Consider the following 23,249-nt stretch of genomic DNA (forward strand, 5'->3'; position numbering starts at 1 on the left):
CCTGCGTTTCCTCGGGTGTTTAACGTACCGTAACCCAATACACTACGGGCAGGAGGAACCATGAACCTGTCATTTAACACTCGCTGGCGCGATGAGCTGCCGGGATTTTACAGTGCGCTACAGCCGACGCCGTTAACCAATGCCCGTCTCATCTGGCATAACGCGCCTTTGGCGCACGAACTCGCTGTTCCTGATTCTCTATTTGCCCCTGAACACGGAGCTGGCGTCTGGGGCGGTGAAACGCTCTTGCCGGGCATGTCGCCGCTGGCGCAGGTCTATAGCGGGCACCAGTTTGGCGTCTGGGCCGGTCAGCTAGGCGATGGTCGGGGGATCCTGCTCGGTGAGCAACAGCTGGAAAACGATAAAACGGTTGACTGGCACCTGAAAGGCGCCGGGCTGACGCCCTATTCACGAATGGGGGATGGGCGCGCGGTATTACGCTCCACGCTGCGGGAGAGTCTGGCCTCTGAAGCGATGCACTACCTGGGCATCCCGGGCACCCGTGCGCTAGCGATCGTCACCAGTGACACGCCGGTTTATCGTGAAACCGTAGAGTCTGGCGCGATGCTGATGCGTATCGCCGAAAGCCACATTCGCTTTGGCCACTTCGAGCATTTCTACTATCGCCGGGAGATGGACCGCGTTCGTCAGCTGGCGGAATACACCGTTCGCCACCACTGGCCACATTTACAGGATGAGCCGGACTGCTATGGTTTGTGGTTCAAGGACGTAGTCGCCCGTACTGCCCGCATGATTGCCCGCTGGCAAACGGTCGGCTTCGCCCACGGGGTGATGAACACTGACAATATGTCGATTCTCGGCTTGACGCTGGACTACGGTCCGTTCGGCTTCCTTGATGATTACCAGCCGGGGTACATCTGTAACCACTCGGATCACCAGGGACGCTATCGCTTTGATAATCAACCTGCGGTTGGTCTGTGGAACCTGCAGTGCCTGGCGCAGGCGCTGTCGCCGCTCATTGACGTGGATACGCTCAATGCGGCGCTGGATAGCTATCAGTCGGTGCTGTTCCGGGAATACGGTCAGCGGATGCGTCAGAAGCTTGGACTCTTCAGCGAAGAGAACGGCGATAATGATCTGCTAAACGGGCTGTACGCGCTGATGGAACGTGAGGGCAGTGACTACACGCGAACCTTCCGTATGCTGAGCGAAACCGAGCAACAGAACGCTGCTTCACCGCTGCGCGACGAGTTTATTGACCGCGCAGCCTTTGATGCGTGGTTTACACAGTATCGCACGCGCTTGCAGCAGGAGCAGGTTGATGATGCCCTGCGCCAACGGGCGATGAAGCAGGCGAATCCTACCGTTGTCCTGCGTAACTGGCTGGCACAGCGCGCCATTGAACAGGCCGAAAAGGGCGATTATCAAGAGTTGCACCGTCTGCATGAAGCGCTTCGCGATCCGTGGAGCGACCGTGAAGATGACTATAGCCGCCGTCCGCCGGACTGGGGTAAACGGCTGGAAGTGAGCTGTTCAAGTTAATCAATACGCTGCGCTGCCGGTGGTGGCGCAGCTATTTCGTCAAAATGAGTTTTCCCGCCTGAGTCTGGCGCAGTAAATATTGCTGTTCACCGTGTTCGATGATGACTCGACCTTCCTGACCTAATAGCGCAAGGCTATCAATCCGACGATCGTTAGGGAGAGGACGAGGGGTGTTATCCTTTTGCGGTTCCACTGCTGCGCACGTATCCATTAGCGACATTTTTCATAATGAAAATCAATGTAACAATGATAACCATTATCAGTAATCGTTATATTAACCGCAAGCGTTATTTATCATTTTGTGTGATAAGGGATTTATTGCCCGCTGTAAAACAGCGGGCGGGGGAGACTACAGGCGGGTGGCGACGGCTGCAGCCAGTTTTTCCAGCAGCAGTTCGGTATCTTCCCAGCTCAGGCAAGGGTCGGTGATCGATTGACCGTAGGTCAGCGGTTGGTCGGCAACGATTTTCTGCGTGCCTTCGCGCAGGAAGCTTTCGGCCATGATCCCGGCAATCGCCGAGGAGCCGTTGCGGATCTGCTGACAGATGTCATCGCACACTTCCAGCTGACGGCGGTGCTGTTTCTGACAGTTACCGTGGCTGAAATCGACGACCAGATGCTCGGGCAGGTCGAATTCGTGCAGCGTATCGCAGGCTGCGGCAATATCGTCGGCGTGGTAGTTCGGCTTTTTGCCACCGCGCATGATGATATGCCCGTACGGGTTGCCGCTGGTCTGGTAAATGGTCATCTGGCCATTTTTGTCTGGCGACAGGAACATGTGGCTGGCGCGGGAGGCGCGAATGGCATCCACCGCGATCCGCGTGTTGCCGTCGGTGCCGTTTTTAAAGCCGACCGGGCAGGAGAGCGCAGAGGCCATCTCGCGGTGGATCTGACTTTCCGTGGTACGAGCACCAATAGCGCCCCAGCTGATGAGATCGGCGATAAACTGACCGGTCACCATATCGAGGAACTCGGTTGCCGTCGGCACGCCGAGGGTATTCACCTGCAGCAGTAATTTGCGTGCCTGCTCAATGCCGTGATTCACGCGGTAGCTGCCGTTTAGATCCGGGTCGGAGATCAGTCCTTTCCAACCAACTACGGTGCGCGGTTTTTCAAAATAGGTGCGCATCACGATTTCGAGTTCGCCCTGATGTTTTTCACGCAGCACCTGTAAACGGCGAGCGTAATCCATTGCAGCATCGAGGTCGTGAATGGAACAAGGGCCGACAATCGCCAGCAGACGGCGATCTTCGCCGTTGAGGATTTTTTCAATGCGACGGCGTGAAGCGGTAACGTGCGCAGCAACGTCCGCTGATACAGGGTGGCGCTGAGCAAGTTCAGCAGGCGTAATCAAGCTCTCAATGCGAGCGGTACGCAGTTCATCGGTCTTATTCATGGATATCTCAGAAATTTGTTGCTTCGCCAGTCAATATGCTGGGAAGTGATGCACATCACGATAAACCAATCCCCGCTAAATTCAAGGGCGGCGCGTAATGTGCGCTCAATCACACTGCTATGATAAACAAATTCGATGCATTGTACTAGTGTATTAGTACATTCTGCGGCTTAATCCCATGATGTCCATGATTTTAGTGGCAATTTCTTCAACCGAATAGTTGGTGCTGTTCAGCCACGGGATCTGATGTCGGCGGTACAGCGCCTCAACCTCGGCGACTTCCATTCGGCACTGGCGCATTGACGCATAGCGGCTATTTTCCCGGCGCTCCTCGCGGATGGCTGCCAGGCGTTCAGGGTTGATGGTCAGCCCGAAGAGTTTATGCTGCAGCGGCTTGAGCGACGCGGGCAGCACGAGGTTATCCATGTCGTCGGCAATAAACGGGTAGTTGGCGGCGCGGATACCAAACTGCATTGCCAGGTATAGGCTGGTAGGGGTTTTTCCACAGCGCGACACGCCAAGCAGAATAACCTGCGCCTGGTCGAGATTGCGCAGCGAGATACCGTCGTCGTGCGCCAGCGTGTAATCAATGGCGGCAATACGGGCGTCGTACTTGGTCAGGTTACTAGGCGTTAAGCCATGGGTGCGATGGGCGATAGGCGTCGGGTCAAGCTTCAGTTCTTCCTGCAATGGCGCCACCAGCGCCTGAACGATGTCCTGACAAAACCCTTCACATTGCAGAATAATGTCACGAATTTCGGGAATAACGATGGAATAGAAGACCAGCGGGCGAATACCGGTTTGCTGGTAGATAGCGTCAATCTGCTCCTTTACCGCCCTGGCACGACTCTCGCTTTCGATAAACGGCAGGGTGATGCTGTTAATCGCCACCGGAAACTGCGACATCACCGCATGGCCGAGGACTTCCGCCGTGATGGCGGTACCGTCAGAAATATAAAACACCTGCCTGTCGACTGCGTTATCCATATTGCTTGACTCCCATTAATTGCCTGAAAGGGTAAATTAAATTTAAACACAAGCCCGTGGTATTTGTCTTAAATTTAAAAATGAAACCGTATTTTTATTTTTAATGAAATGGCCGTTTCAATTTCCAAAAGCTACCAATAGACCGCTGGTTGCTGTGCCTTTTTAGCTGAATCAGTAGGTTATGAATAACCTGGAATCAATCCGAAAAAGTAAAAAAATAATTTGCTTACACGATTCACCGTTTTTTTCAGCCGTTTAAATATGCGAGGATAATTTAAGTAGTCAGTCGTTACTTATCACTGCTTCTTTAATCAAAAAAGGATTGTTCGATGTCCAACAATGGCTCGTCACCGCTGGTGCTTTGGTACAACCAACTCGGCATGAATGATGTAGACAGAGTTGGAGGCAAAAATGCCTCCTTGGGTGAAATGATTACGAATCTGTCCGGAATGGGTGTTTCTGTACCCAACGGATTTGCCACCACTGCCGATGCGTTTAATCAGTTTCTCGACCAGAGCGGCGTGAACCAGCAGATCTATCAACTGTTGGATAACACCGATATTGACGACGTTACCGCCCTGGCGAAAGCCGGCGCGCAGATCCGCCAGTGGATCATCGACACACCTTTCCAGAGCGAACTGGAACAGGCTATTCACGAAGCCTACAACCAACTGGCTGCCGACAACGCCAACGCCTCTTTTGCCGTGCGCTCCTCAGCCACTGCGGAAGACATGCCGGATGCGTCCTTCGCCGGTCAGCAGGAAACCTTCCTTAACGTCCAGGGCTATGAAGCGGTGCTGGTGGCGGTGAAGCACGTGTTTGCTTCGCTGTTCAACGACCGTGCCATCTCCTACCGCGTTCACCAGGGTTACGACCACCGCGGCGTCGCGCTCTCTGCTGGCGTTCAGCTGATGGTACGTTCTGACCTCGCGTCTTCTGGTGTGATGTTCTCTATTGATACTGAATCCGGCTTTGATCAGGTGGTATTTATCACCTCTGCGTGGGGCTTAGGTGAGATGGTCGTACAGGGCGCGGTCAACCCCGATGAATTCTACGTCCACAAACCGACGCTGGCCGCAGGCCGCCCGGCAATTGTGCGCCGTACCATGGGGTCGAAAAAGATCCGTATGGTTTACGCGCCTACGCAGGAGCACGGTAAGCAGGTACGTATTGAAGATGTGCCGCAGCAGCAGGGTGACATTTTCTCACTGACCAACGATGAAGTGCAGGAACTGGCGAAGCAGGCCGTGCAGATCGAGAAACACTACGGTCGTCCAATGGACATCGAGTGGGCAAAAGACGGTCACACCGGCAAACTGTTTATCGTTCAGGCTCGCCCGGAAACCGTGCGTTCCCGTGGTCAGGTGATGGAACGTTACACGCTGCACTCCCAGGGGCGTATTGTCTCTGAAGGCCGTGCCATCGGTCATCGCATCGGTGCAGGCCCGGTGAAAGTCATTCACGATATCAGCGAAATGAACCGTATCCAGCCTGGCGATGTGTTGGTCACCGACATGACCGACCCGGATTGGGAACCGATCATGAAAAAAGCGGCGGCGATTGTTACCAACCGTGGCGGTCGTACCTGTCACGCGGCGATTATCGCCCGTGAACTGGGTATTCCAGCGGTGGTGGGCTGCGGTGACGCCACCGAGCGCATGAAGGATGATGAGAAAGTCACCGTCTCCTGCGCCGAAGGCGACACTGGCTACGTCTACGCCGACCTGCTGGACTTCAGCGTGAAAAGCTCCAGCGTTGATACCATGCCGGATCTGCCGCTGAAGATTATGATGAACGTCGGTAACCCTGACCGTGCGTTCGACTTTGCCTGCCTGCCGAACGAGGGCGTCGGTCTAGCGCGCCTGGAGTTCATCATCAACCGTATGATCGGCGTGCACCCACGTGCGCTGCTGGAGTTTGATGACCAGGAGCCTAAGCTGCAAAACGAAATCCGCGAGATGATGAAAGGCTTCGACTCGCCGAAAGAGTTTTACGTAGGCCGTCTGACCGAAGGGATCGCGACACTGGGTGCGGCGTTCTACCCGAAACGCGTTATCGTCCGTCTCTCTGACTTCAAATCGAACGAATACGCCAACCTGGTGGGCGGCGAGCGTTACGAGCCGGAAGAAGAGAATCCGATGCTGGGCTTCCGTGGCGCTGGTCGCTACGTTTCCGATAGCTTCCGCGACTGCTTCGCGCTGGAGTGCGATGCGGTGAAGCGCGTGCGTAACGACATGGGGCTGACTAACGTTGAGATCATGGTGCCGTTCGTGCGTACCGTGGAGCAGGCGAAAGCGGTAGTGGACGAACTGGCGCGTCAGGGGCTGAAACGCGGTGAGAACGGACTCAAAATCATCATGATGTGTGAGATCCCGTCTAACGCCCTGTTGGCGGACCAGTTCCTTGAGCACTTTGACGGCTTCTCCATCGGCTCAAACGACATGACGCAGCTGGCGCTGGGTCTTGACCGTGACTCCGGCGTTGTCTCTGCGCTGTTCGACGAACGCAACGACGCGGTGAAAGCGCTGCTGTCGATGGCGATTCGCGCTGCGAAGAAGCAGGGGAAATATGTCGGTATTTGCGGTCAGGGTCCTTCTGACCACGAAGACTTTGCCGCCTGGCTGATGGAAGAGGGAATCGACAGCCTGTCGCTGAACCCGGACACCGTCGTACAGACCTGGCTGAGCCTGGCTGAACTGAAAAAGTAACGCTATCACGTACTAAAATCCCGGGCATCGTCCCGGGATTTTTTTGCCTATAGGGTTGCGGCGGATCACACTCCGGTAAGAAAACCAAAAATCATAAATCTGCTGGCAATTTCTACAATTGTTCCCCACGCATCACTTCTGAATACTGATTCGCAAATGTTAACACCGTGTGCTTACCCCTCATCATTAGCCAATGATTTCGGGTACTTATCAGCGACTCAGGAGAACGGCTATGACCCCGATTTATAAAGACCCTCAGCGCCCGATTCAGGAACGCGTGGCAGACTTACTGGCGCGCATGACCCCCGAAGAAAAATATGCCCAGATGCACGCCTGGTGGCTGGTGCTATCGGAAGACGGCAATCACCGTGAAAGAACGGATATGAGCGATGAGTTTGCTGGCGTCAGCGAGCAGACGTCGCTGCACGAGCGTTTAAAACTCGGCGTCGGGCAAATCACCCGCCCGCTGGGCACCCATATTGTGGATGCCAAAACTGGCGTTCGGGCGGCTAACCGGCTGCAAAAAATGATGATGGAAGAGACGCGGCTGGGTATTCCTGCGCTGTTCCACGAAGAGTGCCTGGTTGGGTTGCTGTGTAAAGACGCGACGCTGTTCCCGTCCTCGCTGAACTATGGATCCACCTGGGATGCGGAACTGGTTAAGCGTGCCGCCCAGCAAATCGGCGAAGAAGCGCGCTCTACCGGCTGCAAGCAGGGGCTCGCCCCGGTGCTTGATGTCTCCCGCGACGTTCGTTGGGGACGCACGGAAGAGACCTTTGGCGAAGACCCGTGGCTGGTGGGGGTGATGGCGTGTGCCTATGTTGAGGGCCTGCAGGGCGAAAAGCGAGACGTGCTGGCGACGCTGAAGCACTACGTTGGTCACTCGTTTAGCGAAGGGGCGCGTAACCATGCGCCGGTACATCTGGGTTTTCGTGAACTGAACGATAGCTTCCTGCTGCCGTTTGAAATGGCGGTCAAGCAGGCCAATGCTGGTTCGGTGATGCCGGCCTATCATGATATTGATAATCAACCGGGCCACAGTGACAGCTTCCTGCTGACCACCGTTCTGCGTGAGCGCTGGGGCTTTGACGGCATTGTGGTGGCGGATTACGGCGGGGTGAGCCTGCTGCATCAGCATCACGGCGTTGCGCAGGATGCGGCGGAATCGGCGGCGCTGGCATTCAACGCCGGGCTGGACGTTGAACTGCCAAAAGACGACTGTGCGCGTCATCTGGCGGAGGCGGTCGCTCGCGGGTTGATGACGCCGGAGAAAATCGATGAGATTGTGGCGCGTACTCTGACGGAGAAATTCCGTCTCGGCCTGTTTGAGCATCCGTATACCGATGAAGACGCCATTTCGCTGCAGTCTGATGCCACCCGGAAGGTGGCGCGCGAAGTCGCTACGCGTTCCATGACGCTGCTGGAAAATCGTCAGGCGCTACCGCTGACCGGTAAACCGACGCTGGCGGTAGTGGGCCCGACGGCGGATGATCCGCTGGCGCTGTTAAGCGGTTACAGCTTCCCGGTGCATCTGATCATCAGCGACATGATGGAGAAAACCTCACAGGTTACTACGCCGCTGGCGGCACTGCGCCATTATCTGGGGGATGACCACGTCCGCTTTGCTAAAGGCTGCCATATCATTGAGCAGCGTATGGCCGGTGCACCGGTCTTCCCAGGTGATAGCTCCGGTAAACCGATGCAGTCATCTCCAGTTTCGCACGATCTGAGTCTGATCCCGGAGGCGGTATGTGCCGCACAGGCGAGCGATGTGGTGGTGGCCTGCGTGGGCGATCTGGCCGGGCTATTCCAGAGTGGCACCGTCGGGGAAGGTTCCGATACCGACAGCCTGAACCTGCCGGGCGTGCAGCAACAATTGCTGCAGGCGCTGGTGGATACCGGTAAACCGGTAATTGTGGTGATGACCGGCGGTCGGCCATACAACCTTCAGGGGTTAGAATCCAAAGTGGCGGCCTTACTGCTGGCCTGGGCGCCGGGTCAGGAAGGTGGCTGGGCTGTTGCCGATGTCTTAACCGGTCGTGCCGAACCGCAAGGGCGTCTGGTGGTCAGTGTACCGAAAAGTGCAGGAGCGATGCCGTTTTACTATAACCACAAGCTGAAAAGCGGCGGCACGCCGTTTGCCTTCCACTTCGGCGCGCTGTACCCGTTTGGCTATGGTAAGGGCTGGGGCGAATTTAGCTACGGCACGCCGCAGTTACTGCAAAACCAGGTCGCTATCGACGGTGAAATTACCCTTAGCGTCACGGTTAAAAATAACGGCGAGCACAGCGGCAGCGAAGTGGTTCAGCTGTACGTGCGGGACAAGGTTGCCTCAATGGTGCGTCCATTACAGGAGTTAAAAGCCTTCCAGCGTGTGACGTTGTCACCGAATGAACAGGCCACGCTCACCTTCACCGTGCCGGTTGATATGCTGAATTTCACTAGCTACGACGGTCAGCGCATTGTTGAGCCCGGTGAGTTCGAACTGCAGTTGGGCAGCTCGTGCGCGCAGATTCATGGGCGAGCAACGGTGCAGGTGACGGGTGAAACTCGCATGCTGCCATTTGACTGGCGCATGATGAGCCGCTGCGAAGTACGTTAATTTCCTCTTATTCCCGGAGTCGGTGTAGGGCGCTGACGCCGGAATTTTGCCAGATGACAGACAAAAAAAAGCCCAACGTGGGAGTTGGGCAAAGACTACACACAGCAATTCGGTGTTTCTCTCAGGGGATATATAAATCAAGGGGTTGATCTAGTACCTTGGAACTTATACTAGGCCATGCCCGGTTTTAGCGTCGATCAGATTCGTCTCAATAGTTAAAGAAATGTGAATAATTTCCGTAGCATGTCGCAGGAAGCGAAGGAAAGGCGCTGGGCAAGAAGGGGTAACGGTGAATTTTGCTTAAGTATAAGGCGGGTTGCCCCGCCTTTTTTACCTTACGGTTTTGGATAGTTATTCTGCTCAAGCTCGGCCAGCTCTTCCAGAACCTGATCCGGGTCTCGTGACGGCGGCGGCACTTCGTGCAGCCAGGCATCAAACAGACGCCAGGAGACGGCCAGCAGCACCGGGCCAATGAACAGGCCGATCATGCCGAATGCGACCAGGCCGCCGATAACGCCGGAGAGGATCAGAATCATCGGCAGGTCAGCACCCATACGGATTAGCATCGGGCGAATCACGTTATCCATCGTCCCAACCACACAACTCCAGACCAGCAGCACCGTGCCCCAGGTGGTATCACCCGTCCAGTAAAGCCAGATAATGCACGGAACCAGCACGATCAACGGCCCCAACTGCACCAGGCAGGAGAAGATCATCACCACCGTCAGCAGCGTAGCGTACGGCACGCCAGAGATACCGAGGCCGATGCCGCCAAGCACCGCCTGCGTCAGTGCGGTGACGACCACGCCCAGCGCCACGGCGCGAATCGCCTGGCCCGCCAGCAGCACCGCCGCATCGCCGCGTTTTGCCGCCAGACGGGTTGCGAAGTAGCGCATACCAAACGCCACCTTTTCACCTTGCCAGTACAGCAGGGCGCTGAACAGCAGCATCAGGGTGCTGTGCATCAGGAATCGTCCGACGTGCGCGGCTTGACCGACAAACCAGGTGGTCGTGGTGCCGATATACGGGCGAACTTTCGCCATCAGCGCACTGCCGCCCATATCCAGCAGGCTGTGCCAGCCACTGTAGAGTTTGGCACCCACAAAGGGAATGCTGTTCAGCCAGGCCAGATCGGGCAGGCTCAGCGTACCGCTGGTAATGGCGTGCACCAACGGCGTGGATCCATCAACCAGGCTGTTAACCAGCAGCGCGATGGGGATAACGAACAGTAAAAAAAGCAGCAGCGTCATGACCAGTACGGCCAAAGAACGGCGGCCAAAAAGTTTGCGCTGGAACCAGAGCAGGACCGGCCAGGTGGCAATAACGATAGTCGATGCCCAGGCGAAGCCCAGAATAAACGGCTGAACTATCCATAAACAGGCGATGATCATCAGTGCCAAAAACAGCACGGATAGCAGTATTTGTGGAATATCACGAGGCCGAGGATTCGTGTTCATAAATGAGTTTTACCTTCAGTTGCTTGTCAGCGTGTTGACGCAGCGTAAATCCGTTCATTGATAATAATATCAATAAATTCCCGGCGCTGATTCTGCGACAAAATCTACCGGGCGTATAAGAAAAAAATGTGATAAAAGAATAACTGCACGACGCAAACGATTAATAACTCTCTACACATCATCTTTGCCGCTTGTTGCCTCGCGTAAACCGGCAAGATTTTGTGCGTACAACACAACATTCAGAAAGGGTCACAAGTAATGATCCCACAGATTTCCCAAGCACCTGGCGTAGTTCAGCTGGTGCTGAATTATTTGCAAGCACTGGAGCAACAAGGCTTTACCGGCGACACCGCCACCCGCTATGCCGACAGGCTGACGATGGCGACCGATAACAGTATCTACCAGCTTCTTCCCGATGCGGTGATCTTCCCGCGTTCGACCGCAGACGTTGCGCTTCTGGCCCGTTTAGCGGCAGAAGAGCGCTTCCAGTCCCTGATTTTCACCCCGCGCGGCGGCGGTACTGGCACCAACGGCCAGGCGCTGAATCAGGGCATCATTATTGACATGTCTCGCTACATGAACCGCATTATTGAGATCAACCCGGAAGAGGGGTGGGTGCGCGTTGAAGCGGGAGTCATTAAAGATCAGCTTAACCAGTATTTAAAACCTCATGGTTATTTTTTCGCCCCTGAGCTGTCGACCAGTAACCGCGCAACGCTGGGCGGGATGATTAATACCGATGCCTCCGGGCAGGGTTCGCTGGTGTACGGTAAAACGTCTGACCATGTACTAGGCGTGCGCGCCGTGCTGTTGGGCGGCGATATTCTTGATACCCAGCCGGTGCCGGTGGCGCTGGCCGAAACGCTGGCGAAAGAACAGTCGGCGGCGGGGCGTATCTACCGAACCGTTTATGAACGCTGTCGGGAAAACCGTCAGCTGATTATCGATAAATTCCCGAAACTGAACCGCTTCCTCACGGGCTACGACCTGCGCCACGTCTTTAATGACGAGATGACCCAGTTTGACCTGACGCGCGTGTTGACGGGCTCAGAAGGCACACTGGCCTTTATCACTGAAGCGCGGCTGGACATCACGCCGCTGCCGAAGGTGCGCCGACTGGTCAATATCAAATATGACTCCTTTGATTCTGCACTGCGTAACGCGCCGTTCATGGTCGAAGCGCGTGCGCTGTCCGTTGAAACGGTGGACTCAAAGGTGCTAAACCTGGCGCGGGAAGATATTGTCTGGCACTCGGTGAATGAACTGATTACCGACGTGCCGGACAAAGAGATGCTGGGGCTGAATATCGTCGAGTTCGCGGGTGACGACGACGCGCTGATTGAAGGTCAGGTGTCGGCGCTTTGCCAGCGGCTGGACGAGTTGATTGCCCAGCAGGAAGCGGGCGTTATCGGCTGGCAGCGCTGTAACGAGCTGGACGGCATCGAGCGTATTTACGCGATGCGTAAAAAAGCGGTCGGACTGCTCGGCAACGCTAAAGGGGCCGCCAAGCCGATTCCGTTTGCGGAAGATACCTGTGTGCCGCCGGAACATCTGGCGGACTATATTGTTGAATTCCGCGCGCTGCTCGATAGCCACGGCCTGAGCTACGGCATGTTCGGCCACGTCGATGCTGGCGTGCTGCACGTGCGCCCGGCGCTGGATATGTGCGACCCGCAGCAGGAGATCTTAATGAAACAGATCTCCGACGATGTGGTCGCGCTGACCGCGAAGTACGGTGGCCTGTTATGGGGCGAGCACGGCAAAGGTTTCCGCGCCGAGTACAGCCCAGCGTTCTTTGGCGAACAGCTTTACGGCGAACTGCGCAAAGTAAAAGCGGCTTTTGACCCGGATAACCGCCTGAATCCAGGGAAAATCTGCCCGCCGGAAGGCGTGGATTCGCCAATGATGAAGGTGGATGCGGTAAAACGCGGCACCTACGATCGCCAAATCCCGGTGACGGTTCGTTCGGCATGGCGCGGGGCGATGGAGTGCAACGGCAACGGCCTGTGCTTCAACTTTGATGCCAAAAGCCCGATGTGTCCGTCGATGAAAATCACCAACAACCGTATGCATTCGCCGAAAGGCCGCGCGACGCTGGTGCGTGAATGGCTGCGTTTGCTGGCGGATCGTGGCGTAGACCCGCTGCTGCTGGAAAAAGAGCTGCCGGAGAAACGCGCCAGCCTGCGCTCGATGATCGAACGGACGCGCAATAGCTGGCATGCCCGCAAAGGGGAATACGATTTCTCGCATGAAGTGAAAGAGGCGATGTCCGGCTGTCTGGCCTGTAAAGCCTGTTCCACTCAGTGTCCGATAAAAATTGATGTGCCGGAGTTCCGCTCTCGCTTCCTGCAGCTCTACCACACCCGCTACCTGCGCCCGGTGCGCGATCACCTGGTGGCAACGGTTGAAAGCTATGCGCCGCTGATGGCACGCGCGCCGAAAACCTTCAACTTCTTTATGAGCCAGCCGCTGGTACGTAAGCTGTCGGAAAAGCATATCGGCATGATCGATCTGCCGCTGCTTTCGGTACCGTCGCTGCAAAAACAGATGGTGACCCACCGTTCGGCAAATATGACGCTTGAACAACTGGAGTCGCTGGCGCCTGAACAAAAAGCGCAGACCGTGCTGGTGGTGCAGGATCCGTTCACCAGCTACTACGATGCGCAGGTGGTGGCAGACTTTGTCCGTCTGGTTGAAAAACTGGGCTTCCAGCCGGTGCTGCTGCCGTTCTCGCCGAACGGCAAGGCACAACATATTAAAGGCTTCGTCAGCCGCTTTACGAAGACGGCGCAAAAAACCGCTGATTACCTCAACCGTGTGGCGGAATTGGATATGCCGATGGTCGGGGTCGACCCAGCGCTGGTGCTTTGCTATCGCGATGAGTACAAGCAGGTGCTTGGTGATAAGCGCGGTGACTTCAACGTCATGCTGGTGCACGAATGGCTACCGCAGGTGCTGGAGCGCAAAGAAAATGCGCTGCCGTCCGGTGAACCCTGGTATCTGTTTGGTCACTGCACCGAGGTGACGGCGCTGCCAACCGCGCCTAAGCAGTGGGCTTCAATCTTTGCCCATTTCGGCGCGAAGCTTGAGAACGTCAGCGTAGGCTGCTGCGGTATGGCCGGAACCTATGGACATGAAGTCAAAAACCACGCCAATTCACTGGGCATTTACGAGCTTTCCTGGCATCAGGCGATGCAAAAGCTTCCCCGTAATCGCTGCCTGGCGACCGGCTACTCTTGTCGAAGCCAGGTGAAACGTGTGGAAGGTAACGGCGTGCGCCATCCACTGCAAGCGCTGCTGGAGATGATGGGATGATCTGGAAACGACAAACAACGCTCGAAGCCCTCAATGCGATGGGTGAAGGCAATATGGTGGGGCTGCTGGATATTCAGTTTGACCATATCGATGGCGATTCGATTGCGGCGACGATGCCGGTGGATCACCGTACGCACCAGCCGTTTGGGCTGTTGCACGGCGGTGCTTCAGTGGTGCTGGCGGAAACGCTGGGTTCGGTGGCGGGCTATCTGTGCACCGAAGGGGAAGATCGGGTGGTAGGGTTGGAAGTGAACGCCAACCATATTCGTTCGGCCCGCAGCGGGCGCGTACGCGGCGTATGCAAAGCGCTGCACGCCGGTCGTCGTCATCAGGTCTGGCAGATTGAAATTTTTGATGAGCAAGGTCGTTTATGCTGCTCGTCGCGCTTAACCACCGCCGTCGTCTAGTCTAACCGGCCGGTATGGCTACCCATTCCGGGGAGCCATACCGTTTCCTGCCTCATTACTGCAACAGCGCATCCGGCGCGATATTCATATTCTTCAGCACTGGCCCCATGATATTGCCAAAGATAGGCGCTGCCACCGAGCCACCAAAGTGGGTGCCTGCGGTTGGATTGTTCACGACCACCACCAGCGCCACTTCAGGATGGCTGACCGGTGCGACGCCCGCGGTGTAGTTCACGTAGCCGCCATCGTATTTACCGCTGTCGCCCAGTTTCTCTGCCGTACCGGTTTTGGTCGCCAGTCTATAGCCAGGCACGGCCGCTCTCACGCCGCTGCCGCCGGGCAGCACGTCGCTCTCCATCATATGGACCACGGTTTTGACAATGTTCGGATCGGCAACCTGCTGGCCCATCACCGGCGGCGTGACTTTGGTTATCGACAACGGGCGATAGACGCCATAGGAGCCCATCGTGGCGTATTCTCGGGCAATTTGCAGCGGCGTGACGCGGAGACCATAGCCGAATGAGAAGGTGGCACGTTCAATGTCCGCCCACTGCTGGCGGTGGAGCGGGAAGTAGCCCACGCTTTCGCCGCTCAGGCCAAGATCGGTTGGTTTACCGAGGCCAAATGCCTGATAGGTGTCGACCAACGCCTGCGCCGGCATCGCCAGGGCAATGTGGGATACACCAATATCGCTCGATTTTTGCAGAATACCGGTTGGCGTGAGCTGAGGCCAATGACCAACGTCACGGATCAGATGCCCATTCACGCTATACGGCGTGGTGTTCAGCAGCGTATTAGGCTGGATGATATTGCGTTCCAGCCCTTCAATAATCACCAGCGGTTTCACCGTAGAGCCCGGTTCAAAGCTGTCGTTGATCGCCACATCGCGCATCTGCGTCTGGGTGGCGTTATCAAAGTTATTCGGGTTGTAAGAAGGGTAAGAGGCCATCGCGAGGATTTCGCCGGTATCAATTTTGACCAATACCGCCGCGCCGGAATCGGCCTTATTCAGCAGGACGCCGTCGCGCAGTTTGCTATAAAGCGTGTACTGATCGAATTTATCGATACTGAGTTGCACCGTCGGTGCCTGTTTTGGCGCATCGTAATTTAATACGCTGATAATGCCGCCATTGGCATCCTTACGGTAAATTTCTTTTCCCGGCTCACCCTGCAGAATATTGTCGTAGCCTTTTTCCACCCCGTTCAGGCCGGTATTATCCGCGCCGACAATGCCAATTAAGGGGGCGGAGGCTTCACCCATTGGATAGAAGCGGCTGTCGTCGTAAATTTCGCTGATGCCTTTTATATGGAGGTCAGCAACATCTTTGGCGATACCGAGCTCAACTTTGCGACCGAGAAAAAGAAAGTGACGGTGCGCGTTCTGATAAATTTTGCTCGCAATTTGGTCTGGCGTGGTATTTAACGCCGAGGCGAGGTACTGCCATTTGGGATCGCGGAAATTAGGGCTATCCTCAACCACTTTTACCGGATCGACCACCACATCGCGCGAAGGTACGCTCATCGCCAGTGCTTCACCGTTCCGGTCTACCAGCGTTCCACGGTTTGTTGGCAGCACCACGGTACGCAGCGAACGTTGATCGGCCTCGCGCGTCAGCATCGGGTGATTTAAAAATTGCAGATCCGCCACTCGCACCAGTAAAACAGCAAGGCAAAACAGAATACCCAGACAGAGTATTATGTAACGAGATGTAATAAATGAGTCTTTATTTTGCTTTTCTGTTGATTTTGTTTTCATTTGTAACATTAAACCACATGAATTTTTATTTTTTTAATTAAATGCTAGGCGGTCAGCGGTTTAATCGTGACCACAATGATGCGATGCAAATATCCATTTACCAGACGAGCTGAATAATCAGTTTACAGGGAACGTCATTGATAACAAGTCATTAAGTTAACAGATTATTTCAACATGAAAGGGATATTATCCTGAGCCAGTTAGGGGACGTTAGATGGGATATAGCGAATGATAGCGACAGAAAAACCATCCGATGGTGGTTTTTATCGTTACTGACTGTATGGTTATTTCGCTCGAAACCGGGATGTTATCGGAATTATCCGGCTTAGTTGGCTAATGTTGCTTCAGCTATCATGCAGGTTGAACCAGAGGGCATGGTTGTCTTTTCACCATAACGGCTGTGCTGAACTTGTAACCATAAACTTCCCACGCAGGGAAAGCATCATTGATGCGATGAGCAGTCGTACTGACAGGCGAATTTAAAAATAAAGCTCATTATTATCTTATCTTTTACTGTTGTTTTTATTAAACAAATTATGGTGAAAATATATAACGCGGTTCTCAATATTTAATCCTGGATAAAACAAGCGAAGACAGCGTTCATTCTCTATCACTATGATACGGTTTAGGTTTAATAATAATTATTTTGTCTTATTGCGGCGATACTTCTACGCTTTAAATGCCGTGATTCAGGTTCTTTTAGAACCAAAGATAATCCACGCTTTCTGTTGCAAGGTAACCAAATGAATAAAAAACAATTATTATCACGGGTCTTTTTTTTACAACGTACAGCCATGCAAGTGCGCTCTATTTTTATGAAATTGGCACGGAAGATACTGCATTAGCAGGCGCGGGGCAGGCGGCACGTGCTCAGGATGCGTCAACGCTATTGACTAACCCCGCAGGTATGACGCGTTTACCGGATCACATGGTCACCGGCGGACTGCAGGCAATGGGGGGAAATATTCCCTACACTCTGGATGATGAAACGGCGGGGCGCCAAAGCCCGGGCAATATTATGAAGCTTTTTCCCAACGCCAGCATGTTTTATACCCAGCGTTTAAGCGACACGGTTTCAGCTGGCCTGGGTTTGTACGGCAACTATGGGCTCGGGATTGATTTTGGTAATTGGGCTGGGGATCGTCTGATTAAAAAAAGTACCATGGTAGCGATGACGCTCAGCCCCGGTATTGCCTGGAAATTAAGTGATAAAGTTTCTGTTGGGGCGGCAACCGGACTGAACTACGGTGTGCTTTCACTGACGCGAAACGTTGATGGCAATGATGAAAAACAAAACGACCATGATTGGGCGATGAATTACCGCCTGGGCCTGTTGATGGATTTAACCGATCAAACACGAGCCGGTATTACCTGGACGAGCAAAACGGACTATCACTTTAATATCGATGGTAAAGCCCGTTTTCCTAACGTGCCAAACGTCGAGTATAACCTGCCGATCGCTGCTCAGGTTCGCGCACCACAGCAGATAATGATGAGTCTTGTTCACGACGTTAATAAACAATGGTCGGTGATGGGCGACCTTGGCTGGCAAGACTGGAGCCAGTTTGGTAGTCCGCAGATTTCAGTTAACGGACAATCCAGTGATAAAACCAACCGACTGAAGGATACGTGGCATACGGCATTGGGCGTTCAGTATCGCCCGGATGAACAGTGGCGTGTTAATGCTGGGGTGGCGTTTGACAGCACGCCGTACAAATCACAAAGCGATGTCGCGCTTTCCCTACCGACCGGCGACGAGTGGCGTTTTGCCACCGGAGCCCAATATCAGATTACCCCTGCCAGCAATATCGGGGTGGCGGTGGAATACCTGCATATGCAGTCTTCACAGGTTAAATCAGCGGCATTTGGTGGCGAATACAACCACCCGTGGCTATGGTTTGCGAGCGTCAATTATAGCTACCAATTTTAAGCGGAATAATCGCTTCTCATACCGTAGCCGCGATGGTGTCCAGAATTCGGGGGGCTCGATTTATCCAGAAATAAACAAGTTATCGATTATCAGCACACGCTAAAAAAACTATTGTAGCGCCACTTCTTAGGTAACTCACTGACTAATGGCAACGCTATAATAGGATGATTATGAAAAAGGCGCTTATTACACTCATTATTGCAAATGCACTGACTGCCTCCACGGCTTTCGCAGCTGCGGACGCAGGAACCTGGTATACCGGCGGTAAATTTGGCTGGTCGCACTATTCGGATACCAGCACCAGCCAGCAAACCAATGCTGATGGAAATAAGTTCGGCGATGTGGGCAAGAATAGCGATAATGTGGGCGGTGGCGTATTTACGGGCTACCAGATTACCCCCTGGCTGGCCGTTGAAGGTGGCTATGATTATTTGGGTAATATGCAGTTTAATGGCCGAAACGGTGCATCGGGTTCTCAGATGAAAAGCCAGGGTCTGCAACTGTCATTAAAAGCCAGTTATGGACTGACGGATAGCTGGGATCTGTATGGTCGCGCAGGGGCAATGGGCTATCGCGCCGAGTCTGATATTAAAGGCCACAATCGCTTTGATACCGGTGTGCGTCCTGTCGTCGCTGTCGGTACGGAATATGCCTTTAATAAGAACTGGGCTGGCCGTCTGGAATATCAGTGGGTGAGCAATGTGGGTAATGAAAACCAGATTGGCGTATCAAGCGATGTCCACTCTGTCACGGCGGGCCTCTCGTACCGTTTTGGTCAGCATGATGATGCAGCGGTTGTCGCTGCGCCAGCCGCTGCTGTTGTTGCCGCTCCGCAGCCACAGCGTTTTAACTTAAAATCCGATGTGATGTTTGGCTATGATTCTGCGGCATTAACGGCTGAAGGCAAAGCGGCTATTGCCCAGCTTTATCACAACCCAGGAATGCAGCCGGCGAACGATAAAATGACGGTGGTTATTGGCTATAGCGACCGGACTGGTGCTGCCAATTATAACCAGCAACTTTCTGCCCAGCGTGCTCAGGCCGTTGCCGACGAGTTAGTCGCTTTGGGGATGCCTGCGGGTAACATTACCGCCGAAGGCCGTGGTGCCAGTGATTCAGTGACCGGTGCGAGCTGTGATGGACAGTCTGGTCAGCAACTGATTAACTGCCTGGCGCCAGACCGCCATGTGGTGGTCGAGATAACTGACAAGCAGTAATTCAGCACCAAAAAAGCCCTTCTTATCTTCGGATAAGAAGGGCTTTTTTTAATTACATAACAGTGAATTCAATGCGCTGCTAAGATGTTGTAATCCGCTCATATTAGCTTCTTGCAGATAGTAACCGTTAATCAGCTGAATTTTATCTAATTTGGATAACAAACTGTATACTTTGTATGTTGTGCTTTCAGAATCAAAAATTGCCTCAATATCAATGTTATTAAGAAACTCTTTCTTTAGGTAATCCTGAATCTGCTTGATAGTGTATTTGTTTCTGTGGTGAAGATAACCCATGTTACTTTGGTTCTGCGATGTGTCTTCTGCTTCGCATTTTATTATTGGCACCTGCAGCATTTCAATTTTCATCAGTATCTTTCGTGAAACTTCTTCACACGGGGTTAACGTCCCCGACAGTATGAGTGTATGAAGGGTTCTCATCACCTTTTCCTCTTTATGTATAGAACCCAACTTAATATCATAATCATGGCTATATATGATGATGATTGTTATTTATAAATAAACTTCATGTGCTTTTTAAGGAAGTTTAGAATTAAATTATTTACTGCTTAACGCTGCATGTGCGGAGTGGTACGATTTTTGACCAATTCAATCATCGCTATGATATGAGTGCTGCAGAGAATAACTATGTTTATCGATTCATTAGTGTCAAAAATTAAAACCAAACTGTGGGGTTATTTTCTTCCCAGGTTTACGTCCAAAGACTGTAAGGACGATAGGGTCTACAATTACTACGGCGTTTATTTTTCAGATGTAAAACAAGAAAAATATCAGCTGGTCAAGCTGATTGGTAAAAGTGTAGTCCTTGAGAAATGGAATGCTGAGCAACATGCATACGTTGCAAGATTGAATATCGCGGTTAGCGATATTGAGAAAATGAATGTTGAAATCATTCATTGGAAAAAGTATGGTCCGCTTAGGTTCGACTCTATTGTTCTTTTTGCGATTAACTATTTTACGCGGATCGCCTATCTGAAGAATCTGATTATTCGCACTAAAAACAAACTGTTCGTTCAGTTGCCGCAGAACAGGGAAATGACCGGGCTTGATCGTATCACGCTGCTGAAAGTACTGGTGAGCGAGTATGTACGCCAATCGCCTGAAAAGACGCATACCGGAGTGACCGGTAATGAAGTGATTGATTTACTGTATGGTACGCTTTGGTATCACCATATAAAGAATGAAGATTTTAGACGTAAGATTTTGCTACTGCTGCAATCGCTGGTGATTACAGGCGATGTCAAACTTGAAGAGGGCAAATACCTTATTCAAGGCCAGGCGATTTCTACGATTGTCGCGTGGGAGTCGGACGAAAGAAGGGATAAACAGCAACTCAGAATTCAGAAGAACATTAATCGCTTAATGCTGATTATCACGGCCTCAACGCTGATGATCACCCTGGCCATTTTGGCGCAGGCTGGTATCGTTAACTTGCATAATCTTTGGCTGCATCTGACCCAACTGAAGCCGATTCGCCTCTTGTTTAAATTGCTCTAAACCCAGGTGGGGATACCTCGCTAAGCCCTGGCGAATGACACCTGGTTTCGCCCAGCTTGTTTGGCTTTATAGAGTTCTTTATCGGCATCTTCAGCCAGTTTATCCAGTGAGCTACCTGATTTCCATTGGGCAACGCCGAAACTGGCGCTAAGCCAGGCAGAGTGTTGGGATCCTTGATGGGGAATCTTTGCATCACTGATAGTCTGGCGAATTCTTTCAGCAATCATAACGGCTTCCTGAATGTGGCTGCAGCGGCTGAGCACGATAAATTCTTCACCGCCAAAGCGGAACGCGGTATCCGTTGATTTTCGCAGCGACTGGGATAGGCATTTTGCGGTCTTCACCAGGCATTCATCACCCGCGACATGGCCGTAGATATCGTTATACTGCTTGAAAAAATCGATATCCATAATAATCATAAATAGCCTCTCGCCAGGTTTTCTCAGTAGCTGGACATTCTCTTCGAAGTGCGTGTTCAGGCTGCCTTTGTTCAGCAACCCGGTAAGAGAATCGCGATGAGCCAGTCGAGTAAGTTTTTTAATCAGCATACTTTTGGCGAATTCGCTGTTCTGTGTGCGAACATACCATTCCAGAAGAATATATCGGGCACTTATTACCACTGCGAAAATAATGATTGTCCCAGAGACCTGCAGCAGATTAAATTTTTCAAAAGAAGTCAATTCACTAAAGATCATCGAAAATACAATGGGGGCGCAAAAAAGAGTTAATATCCTTCCTGATATATAGAATGAAATGGTTGCCGGTAATAAAAGGGTGATGAGCAAGGCGAGGGAGGTTGCTGGCGTATTGTAATTTTGAATCATAAAGTAAAACATTCCGCCCCATAACAAACCTAAAACTAGCACCAGAAGGGATAACGTTAGTGGCTGGAATTTCTTTTTGACATGCCTTCTCAAATAAAACCCTAACAATGAAATGATGATGATAACAAAACACAATTTGTTGATTATGGAACTATTGAGGTAGTGAGGTGAGTGAGAGACATTGCTGGCCAGCGTCCATAGACAAAAAATCACATTAAGACTAAGAAACCAGATGTAGCCCCATGAGTTAACGATATCTAAAATTTTCTTACTGTCGGTCATTACCTTCATTGTCTATGGCTCGCAATGTTTAACTCCAGTCTGAAATTATAGTCTAAACACCTCTGTTGCTACGTCTTGAATTCGTTTAAGACTGGACTAAGCTCAAATGAACCTACGGTGTTTAAGCCTTACGCGCAATAATAAAAATATATGTATCTGGGTGATAGCCATGATCAGAATGCGGGCTGGAGAATGTGCGTGGCCATTGCGGTGGTTAATCCTGCTGCTGCCATTGCTATGCTGGAAAGCGCAAGCTAACGGCCTGTTTGATCCTGAAGATGGCATGCTGGATATGAGTCGCTACCTGCAGGATAACCAATATGGTTTTTTACCTGTTCCCGTCGTGATTACGGAGCCCGCCGTGGGATACGGCGGTGGATTATTTGGCCTTTTTTTGCATGGCAAAGGTAAACGTGAGGGTGAACGCTTTGTTCCTCCGCCGATCAGCGCTTTTGGCGGTGGGGGAACCCAAAATGGAACCTGGTTTGTGGGGGGGCGGACATCGCCATACCTGGCAGGACGACCATATTCGTTATCTGGTGGCGGGGGGGTATGCGGATATTAATCTGGATATTTATACCGGTGATGTGATTGGCTTTGGTCGCAACAAGGCGATAAACACCGAAACCAAAGGCTACGGCGGCGTGCAAAAGCTGCTCTTTCGCCTTGGTGATACGCCTGTATTCCTCGGCGCCTCGCAGTTCTGGGCAAAAATGGATATCTCCGCCAAAAATAATCCCGTTATCGACAGCATCTGGAAGCGTGTGTTGGGGGAGAGCAGTACCTCCTCGGCTTTCGGTATCGTCGCGGAGTATGACACCACGGATAATCTCTTTTGGCCCAGTCGCGGCGTCTCTCTTTCGGGGGAATACCAGTTATATGGCGGTGCGCTAGGCGGAGATTATCAATACGATTTGCTGACCCTGGACGGCAAGACGTTCCTGCCGCTGAATCCTACCTGGACGCTGGCCCTCGCCGGAAATTATCAAAGCCTTTCCCATCAGGATAACCACCTGCCGCCGATGGCACGGCCCTATATCGCGCTACGAGGGATCTCCCGTTATCGCTATCAGGGAAATGATGTTGCCACGGTACAAACACAGCTGGCCTGGCAGGCTACGCCGCGCTGGATTATTCAGGGCTTTATTGGTGCCGGAAGCGCTGCAGATACCTCATCCGATCTGTTTCACACCGCAGAGGTCGCCTGGGGTACAGGGTTTCGCTATTTGATTGCCCGTGAATATGGGTTACGTACCGGAGTCGATATCGCGTTTAGCGATAACGAACAGGCGGTTTATTTCAACGTAGGCTCAGGGTTATAAGCGAGCTGCAGGAAAGGTGGGCGCTCAA

At 52.8% G+C, this 23,249-nt stretch carries 15 protein-coding genes, 1 other RNA gene and 1 pseudogene; 9 read left to right on the forward strand and 8 right to left on the reverse strand.

Annotated elements, in window-relative coordinates:
- Window positions 1-60: 60 nt before the first annotated feature.
- A complete protein-coding gene (gene selO, locus HII27_RS14895; protein WP_185668632.1) occupies window positions 61-1,503 on the forward strand; it encodes a protein adenylyltransferase SelO in 1,443 nt (480 codons plus the stop codon).
- A gap of 31 nt (window positions 1,504-1,534) precedes the next feature.
- Here the strand turns inward: selO and hemP are convergent, their stop codons facing one another.
- The 3 genes from hemP to ppsR all read right to left on the reverse strand — a co-directional run bounded on the left by hemP (window position 1,535) and on the right by ppsR (window position 3,886).
- Window positions 1,535-1,723 carry a hemin uptake protein HemP gene (gene hemP / locus HII27_RS14900; RefSeq protein ID WP_185668633.1) on the reverse strand — a complete coding sequence of 63 codons (189 nt, stop codon included), beginning with the start codon at window positions 1,721-1,723 and terminating at the stop codon, window positions 1,535-1,537.
- 129 nt (window positions 1,724-1,852) lie between these two features.
- Entirely contained in the window at window positions 1,853-2,899 is a 1,047-nt protein-coding gene (gene aroH, locus HII27_RS14905) for a 3-deoxy-7-phosphoheptulonate synthase AroH (protein ID WP_185668634.1), read from the reverse strand.
- 153 nt (window positions 2,900-3,052) lie between these two features.
- Window positions 3,053-3,886 carry a posphoenolpyruvate synthetase regulatory kinase/phosphorylase PpsR gene (gene ppsR / locus HII27_RS14910; RefSeq protein ID WP_185668635.1) on the reverse strand — a complete coding sequence of 278 codons (834 nt, stop codon included), beginning with the start codon at window positions 3,884-3,886 and terminating at the stop codon, window positions 3,053-3,055.
- Between the two features lie 329 nt (window positions 3,887-4,215).
- Between ppsR and ppsA the strand changes: the two genes are divergently transcribed.
- Together ppsA and HII27_RS14920 are read left to right on the forward strand one after the other, a co-directional pair.
- Window positions 4,216-6,594: a phosphoenolpyruvate synthase gene (gene ppsA, locus HII27_RS14915; RefSeq protein ID WP_185668636.1), complete on the forward strand. Its 2,379-nt coding sequence runs from the start codon at window positions 4,216-4,218 to the stop codon at window positions 6,592-6,594.
- Between the two features lie 232 nt (window positions 6,595-6,826).
- Complete coding sequence (locus tag HII27_RS14920; RefSeq protein ID WP_185668637.1) at window positions 6,827-9,196, forward strand: glycoside hydrolase family 3 N-terminal domain-containing protein; 2,370 nt, start codon at window positions 6,827-6,829, stop codon at window positions 9,194-9,196.
- A 60-nt stretch (window positions 9,197-9,256) separates the two neighbouring features.
- On the opposite strand, the gene rprA is transcribed toward HII27_RS14920, so the two are convergent.
- An RNA gene (gene rprA, locus HII27_RS14925) (antisense sRNA RprA) lies at window positions 9,257-9,356 on the reverse strand.
- A gap of 175 nt (window positions 9,357-9,531) precedes the next feature.
- Complete coding sequence (ydiK, locus tag HII27_RS14930; RefSeq protein WP_185668638.1) at window positions 9,532-10,653, reverse strand: AI-2E family transporter YdiK; 1,122 nt, start codon at window positions 10,651-10,653, stop codon at window positions 9,532-9,534.
- Window positions 10,654-10,911: 258 nt separating this feature from the next.
- Here ydiK and ydiJ point away from each other — a divergent pair, with 258 nt between their 5' ends.
- Entirely contained in the window at window positions 10,912-13,968 is a 3,057-nt protein-coding gene (ydiJ, locus tag HII27_RS14935) for a D-2-hydroxyglutarate dehydrogenase YdiJ (protein ID WP_185668639.1), read from the forward strand.
- The gene (menI, locus tag HII27_RS14940; protein ID WP_185668640.1) at window positions 13,965-14,375 is read left to right on the forward strand and encodes a 1,4-dihydroxy-2-naphthoyl-CoA hydrolase; all 411 of its coding nucleotides are present in this window, start codon (window positions 13,965-13,967) and stop codon (window positions 14,373-14,375) included. The genes ydiJ and menI overlap by 4 nt, the downstream gene beginning before the upstream one ends.
- Before the next feature lie 55 nt (window positions 14,376-14,430).
- Here the strand turns inward: menI and HII27_RS14945 are convergent, their stop codons facing one another.
- Complete coding sequence (locus tag HII27_RS14945; RefSeq protein WP_396401389.1) at window positions 14,431-16,131, reverse strand: penicillin-binding transpeptidase domain-containing protein; 1,701 nt, start codon at window positions 16,129-16,131, stop codon at window positions 14,431-14,433.
- 757 nt (window positions 16,132-16,888) lie between these two features.
- Between HII27_RS14945 and HII27_RS14950 the strand changes: the two genes are divergently transcribed.
- Window positions 16,889-18,061, forward strand: coding sequence for an OmpP1/FadL family transporter (locus tag HII27_RS14950; protein ID WP_185668700.1), 1,173 nt, complete (start codon window positions 16,889-16,891; stop codon window positions 18,059-18,061).
- 170 nt (window positions 18,062-18,231) lie between these two features.
- Window positions 18,232-19,278, forward strand: a complete 1,047-nt coding sequence (ompA, locus tag HII27_RS14955) for a porin OmpA (protein WP_185668642.1) — start codon at window positions 18,232-18,234, stop codon at window positions 19,276-19,278.
- 48 nt (window positions 19,279-19,326) lie between these two features.
- Here ompA and HII27_RS14960 read toward each other — a convergent pair whose 3' ends face one another.
- The gene (locus HII27_RS14960) at window positions 19,327-19,644 is read right to left on the reverse strand and encodes a hypothetical protein (protein WP_185668643.1); all 318 of its coding nucleotides are present in this window, start codon (window positions 19,642-19,644) and stop codon (window positions 19,327-19,329) included.
- 279 nt (window positions 19,645-19,923) lie between these two features.
- Between HII27_RS14960 and HII27_RS14965 the strand changes: the two genes are divergently transcribed.
- The gene (locus HII27_RS14965) at window positions 19,924-20,793 is read left to right on the forward strand and encodes a hypothetical protein (RefSeq protein WP_185668644.1); all 870 of its coding nucleotides are present in this window, start codon (window positions 19,924-19,926) and stop codon (window positions 20,791-20,793) included.
- 20 nt (window positions 20,794-20,813) lie between these two features.
- Here HII27_RS14965 and HII27_RS14970 read toward each other — a convergent pair whose 3' ends face one another.
- Window positions 20,814-21,899: a membrane-associated sensor domain-containing protein gene (locus HII27_RS14970; RefSeq protein ID WP_223883228.1), complete on the reverse strand. Its 1,086-nt coding sequence runs from the start codon at window positions 21,897-21,899 to the stop codon at window positions 20,814-20,816.
- Between the two features lie 178 nt (window positions 21,900-22,077).
- Here HII27_RS14970 and HII27_RS14975 point away from each other — a divergent pair.
- Window positions 22,078-23,221, forward strand: a pseudogene (locus tag HII27_RS14975) (BamA/TamA family outer membrane protein).
- Window positions 23,222-23,249: the final 28 nt, after the last annotated feature.

The organism is Kluyvera sichuanensis (assembly GCF_014218705.1).
GTDB lineage: Bacteria > Pseudomonadota > Gammaproteobacteria > Enterobacterales > Enterobacteriaceae > Kluyvera > Kluyvera sichuanensis.

Coding starts and splice junctions, on each gene's coding strand:
- aroH (WP_185668634.1), bottom strand. CDS start 2,899: ATGAATAAGACCGATGAACTGCGTACCGCTCGCATTGAGAGCTTGATT.
- ppsR (WP_185668635.1), bottom strand. CDS start 3,886: ATGGATAACGCAGTCGACAGGCAGGTGTTTTATATTTCTGACGGTACC.
- ydiK (WP_185668638.1), bottom strand. CDS start 10,653: ATGAACACGAATCCTCGGCCTCGTGATATTCCACAAATACTGCTATCC.
- HII27_RS14960 (WP_185668643.1), bottom strand. CDS start 19,644: ATGAAAATTGAAATGCTGCAGGTGCCAATAATAAAATGCGAAGCAGAA.
- selO (WP_185668632.1), top strand. CDS start 61: ATGAACCTGTCATTTAACACTCGCTGGCGCGATGAGCTGCCGGGATTT.
- ydiJ (WP_185668639.1), top strand. CDS start 10,912: ATGATCCCACAGATTTCCCAAGCACCTGGCGTAGTTCAGCTGGTGCTG.
- ompA (WP_185668642.1), top strand. CDS start 18,232: ATGAAAAAGGCGCTTATTACACTCATTATTGCAAATGCACTGACTGCC.
- HII27_RS14945 (WP_396401389.1), bottom strand. CDS start 16,131: ATGAAAACAAAATCAACAGAAAAGCAAAATAAAGACTCATTTATTACA.
- ppsA (WP_185668636.1), top strand. CDS start 4,216: ATGTCCAACAATGGCTCGTCACCGCTGGTGCTTTGGTACAACCAACTC.
- menI (WP_185668640.1), top strand. CDS start 13,965: ATGATCTGGAAACGACAAACAACGCTCGAAGCCCTCAATGCGATGGGT.
- HII27_RS14970 (WP_223883228.1), bottom strand. CDS start 21,899: ATGACCGACAGTAAGAAAATTTTAGATATCGTTAACTCATGGGGCTAC.
- hemP (WP_185668633.1), bottom strand. CDS start 1,723: ATGTCGCTAATGGATACGTGCGCAGCAGTGGAACCGCAAAAGGATAAC.
- HII27_RS14920 (WP_185668637.1), top strand. CDS start 6,827: ATGACCCCGATTTATAAAGACCCTCAGCGCCCGATTCAGGAACGCGTG.
- HII27_RS14965 (WP_185668644.1), top strand. CDS start 19,924: ATGTTTATCGATTCATTAGTGTCAAAAATTAAAACCAAACTGTGGGGT.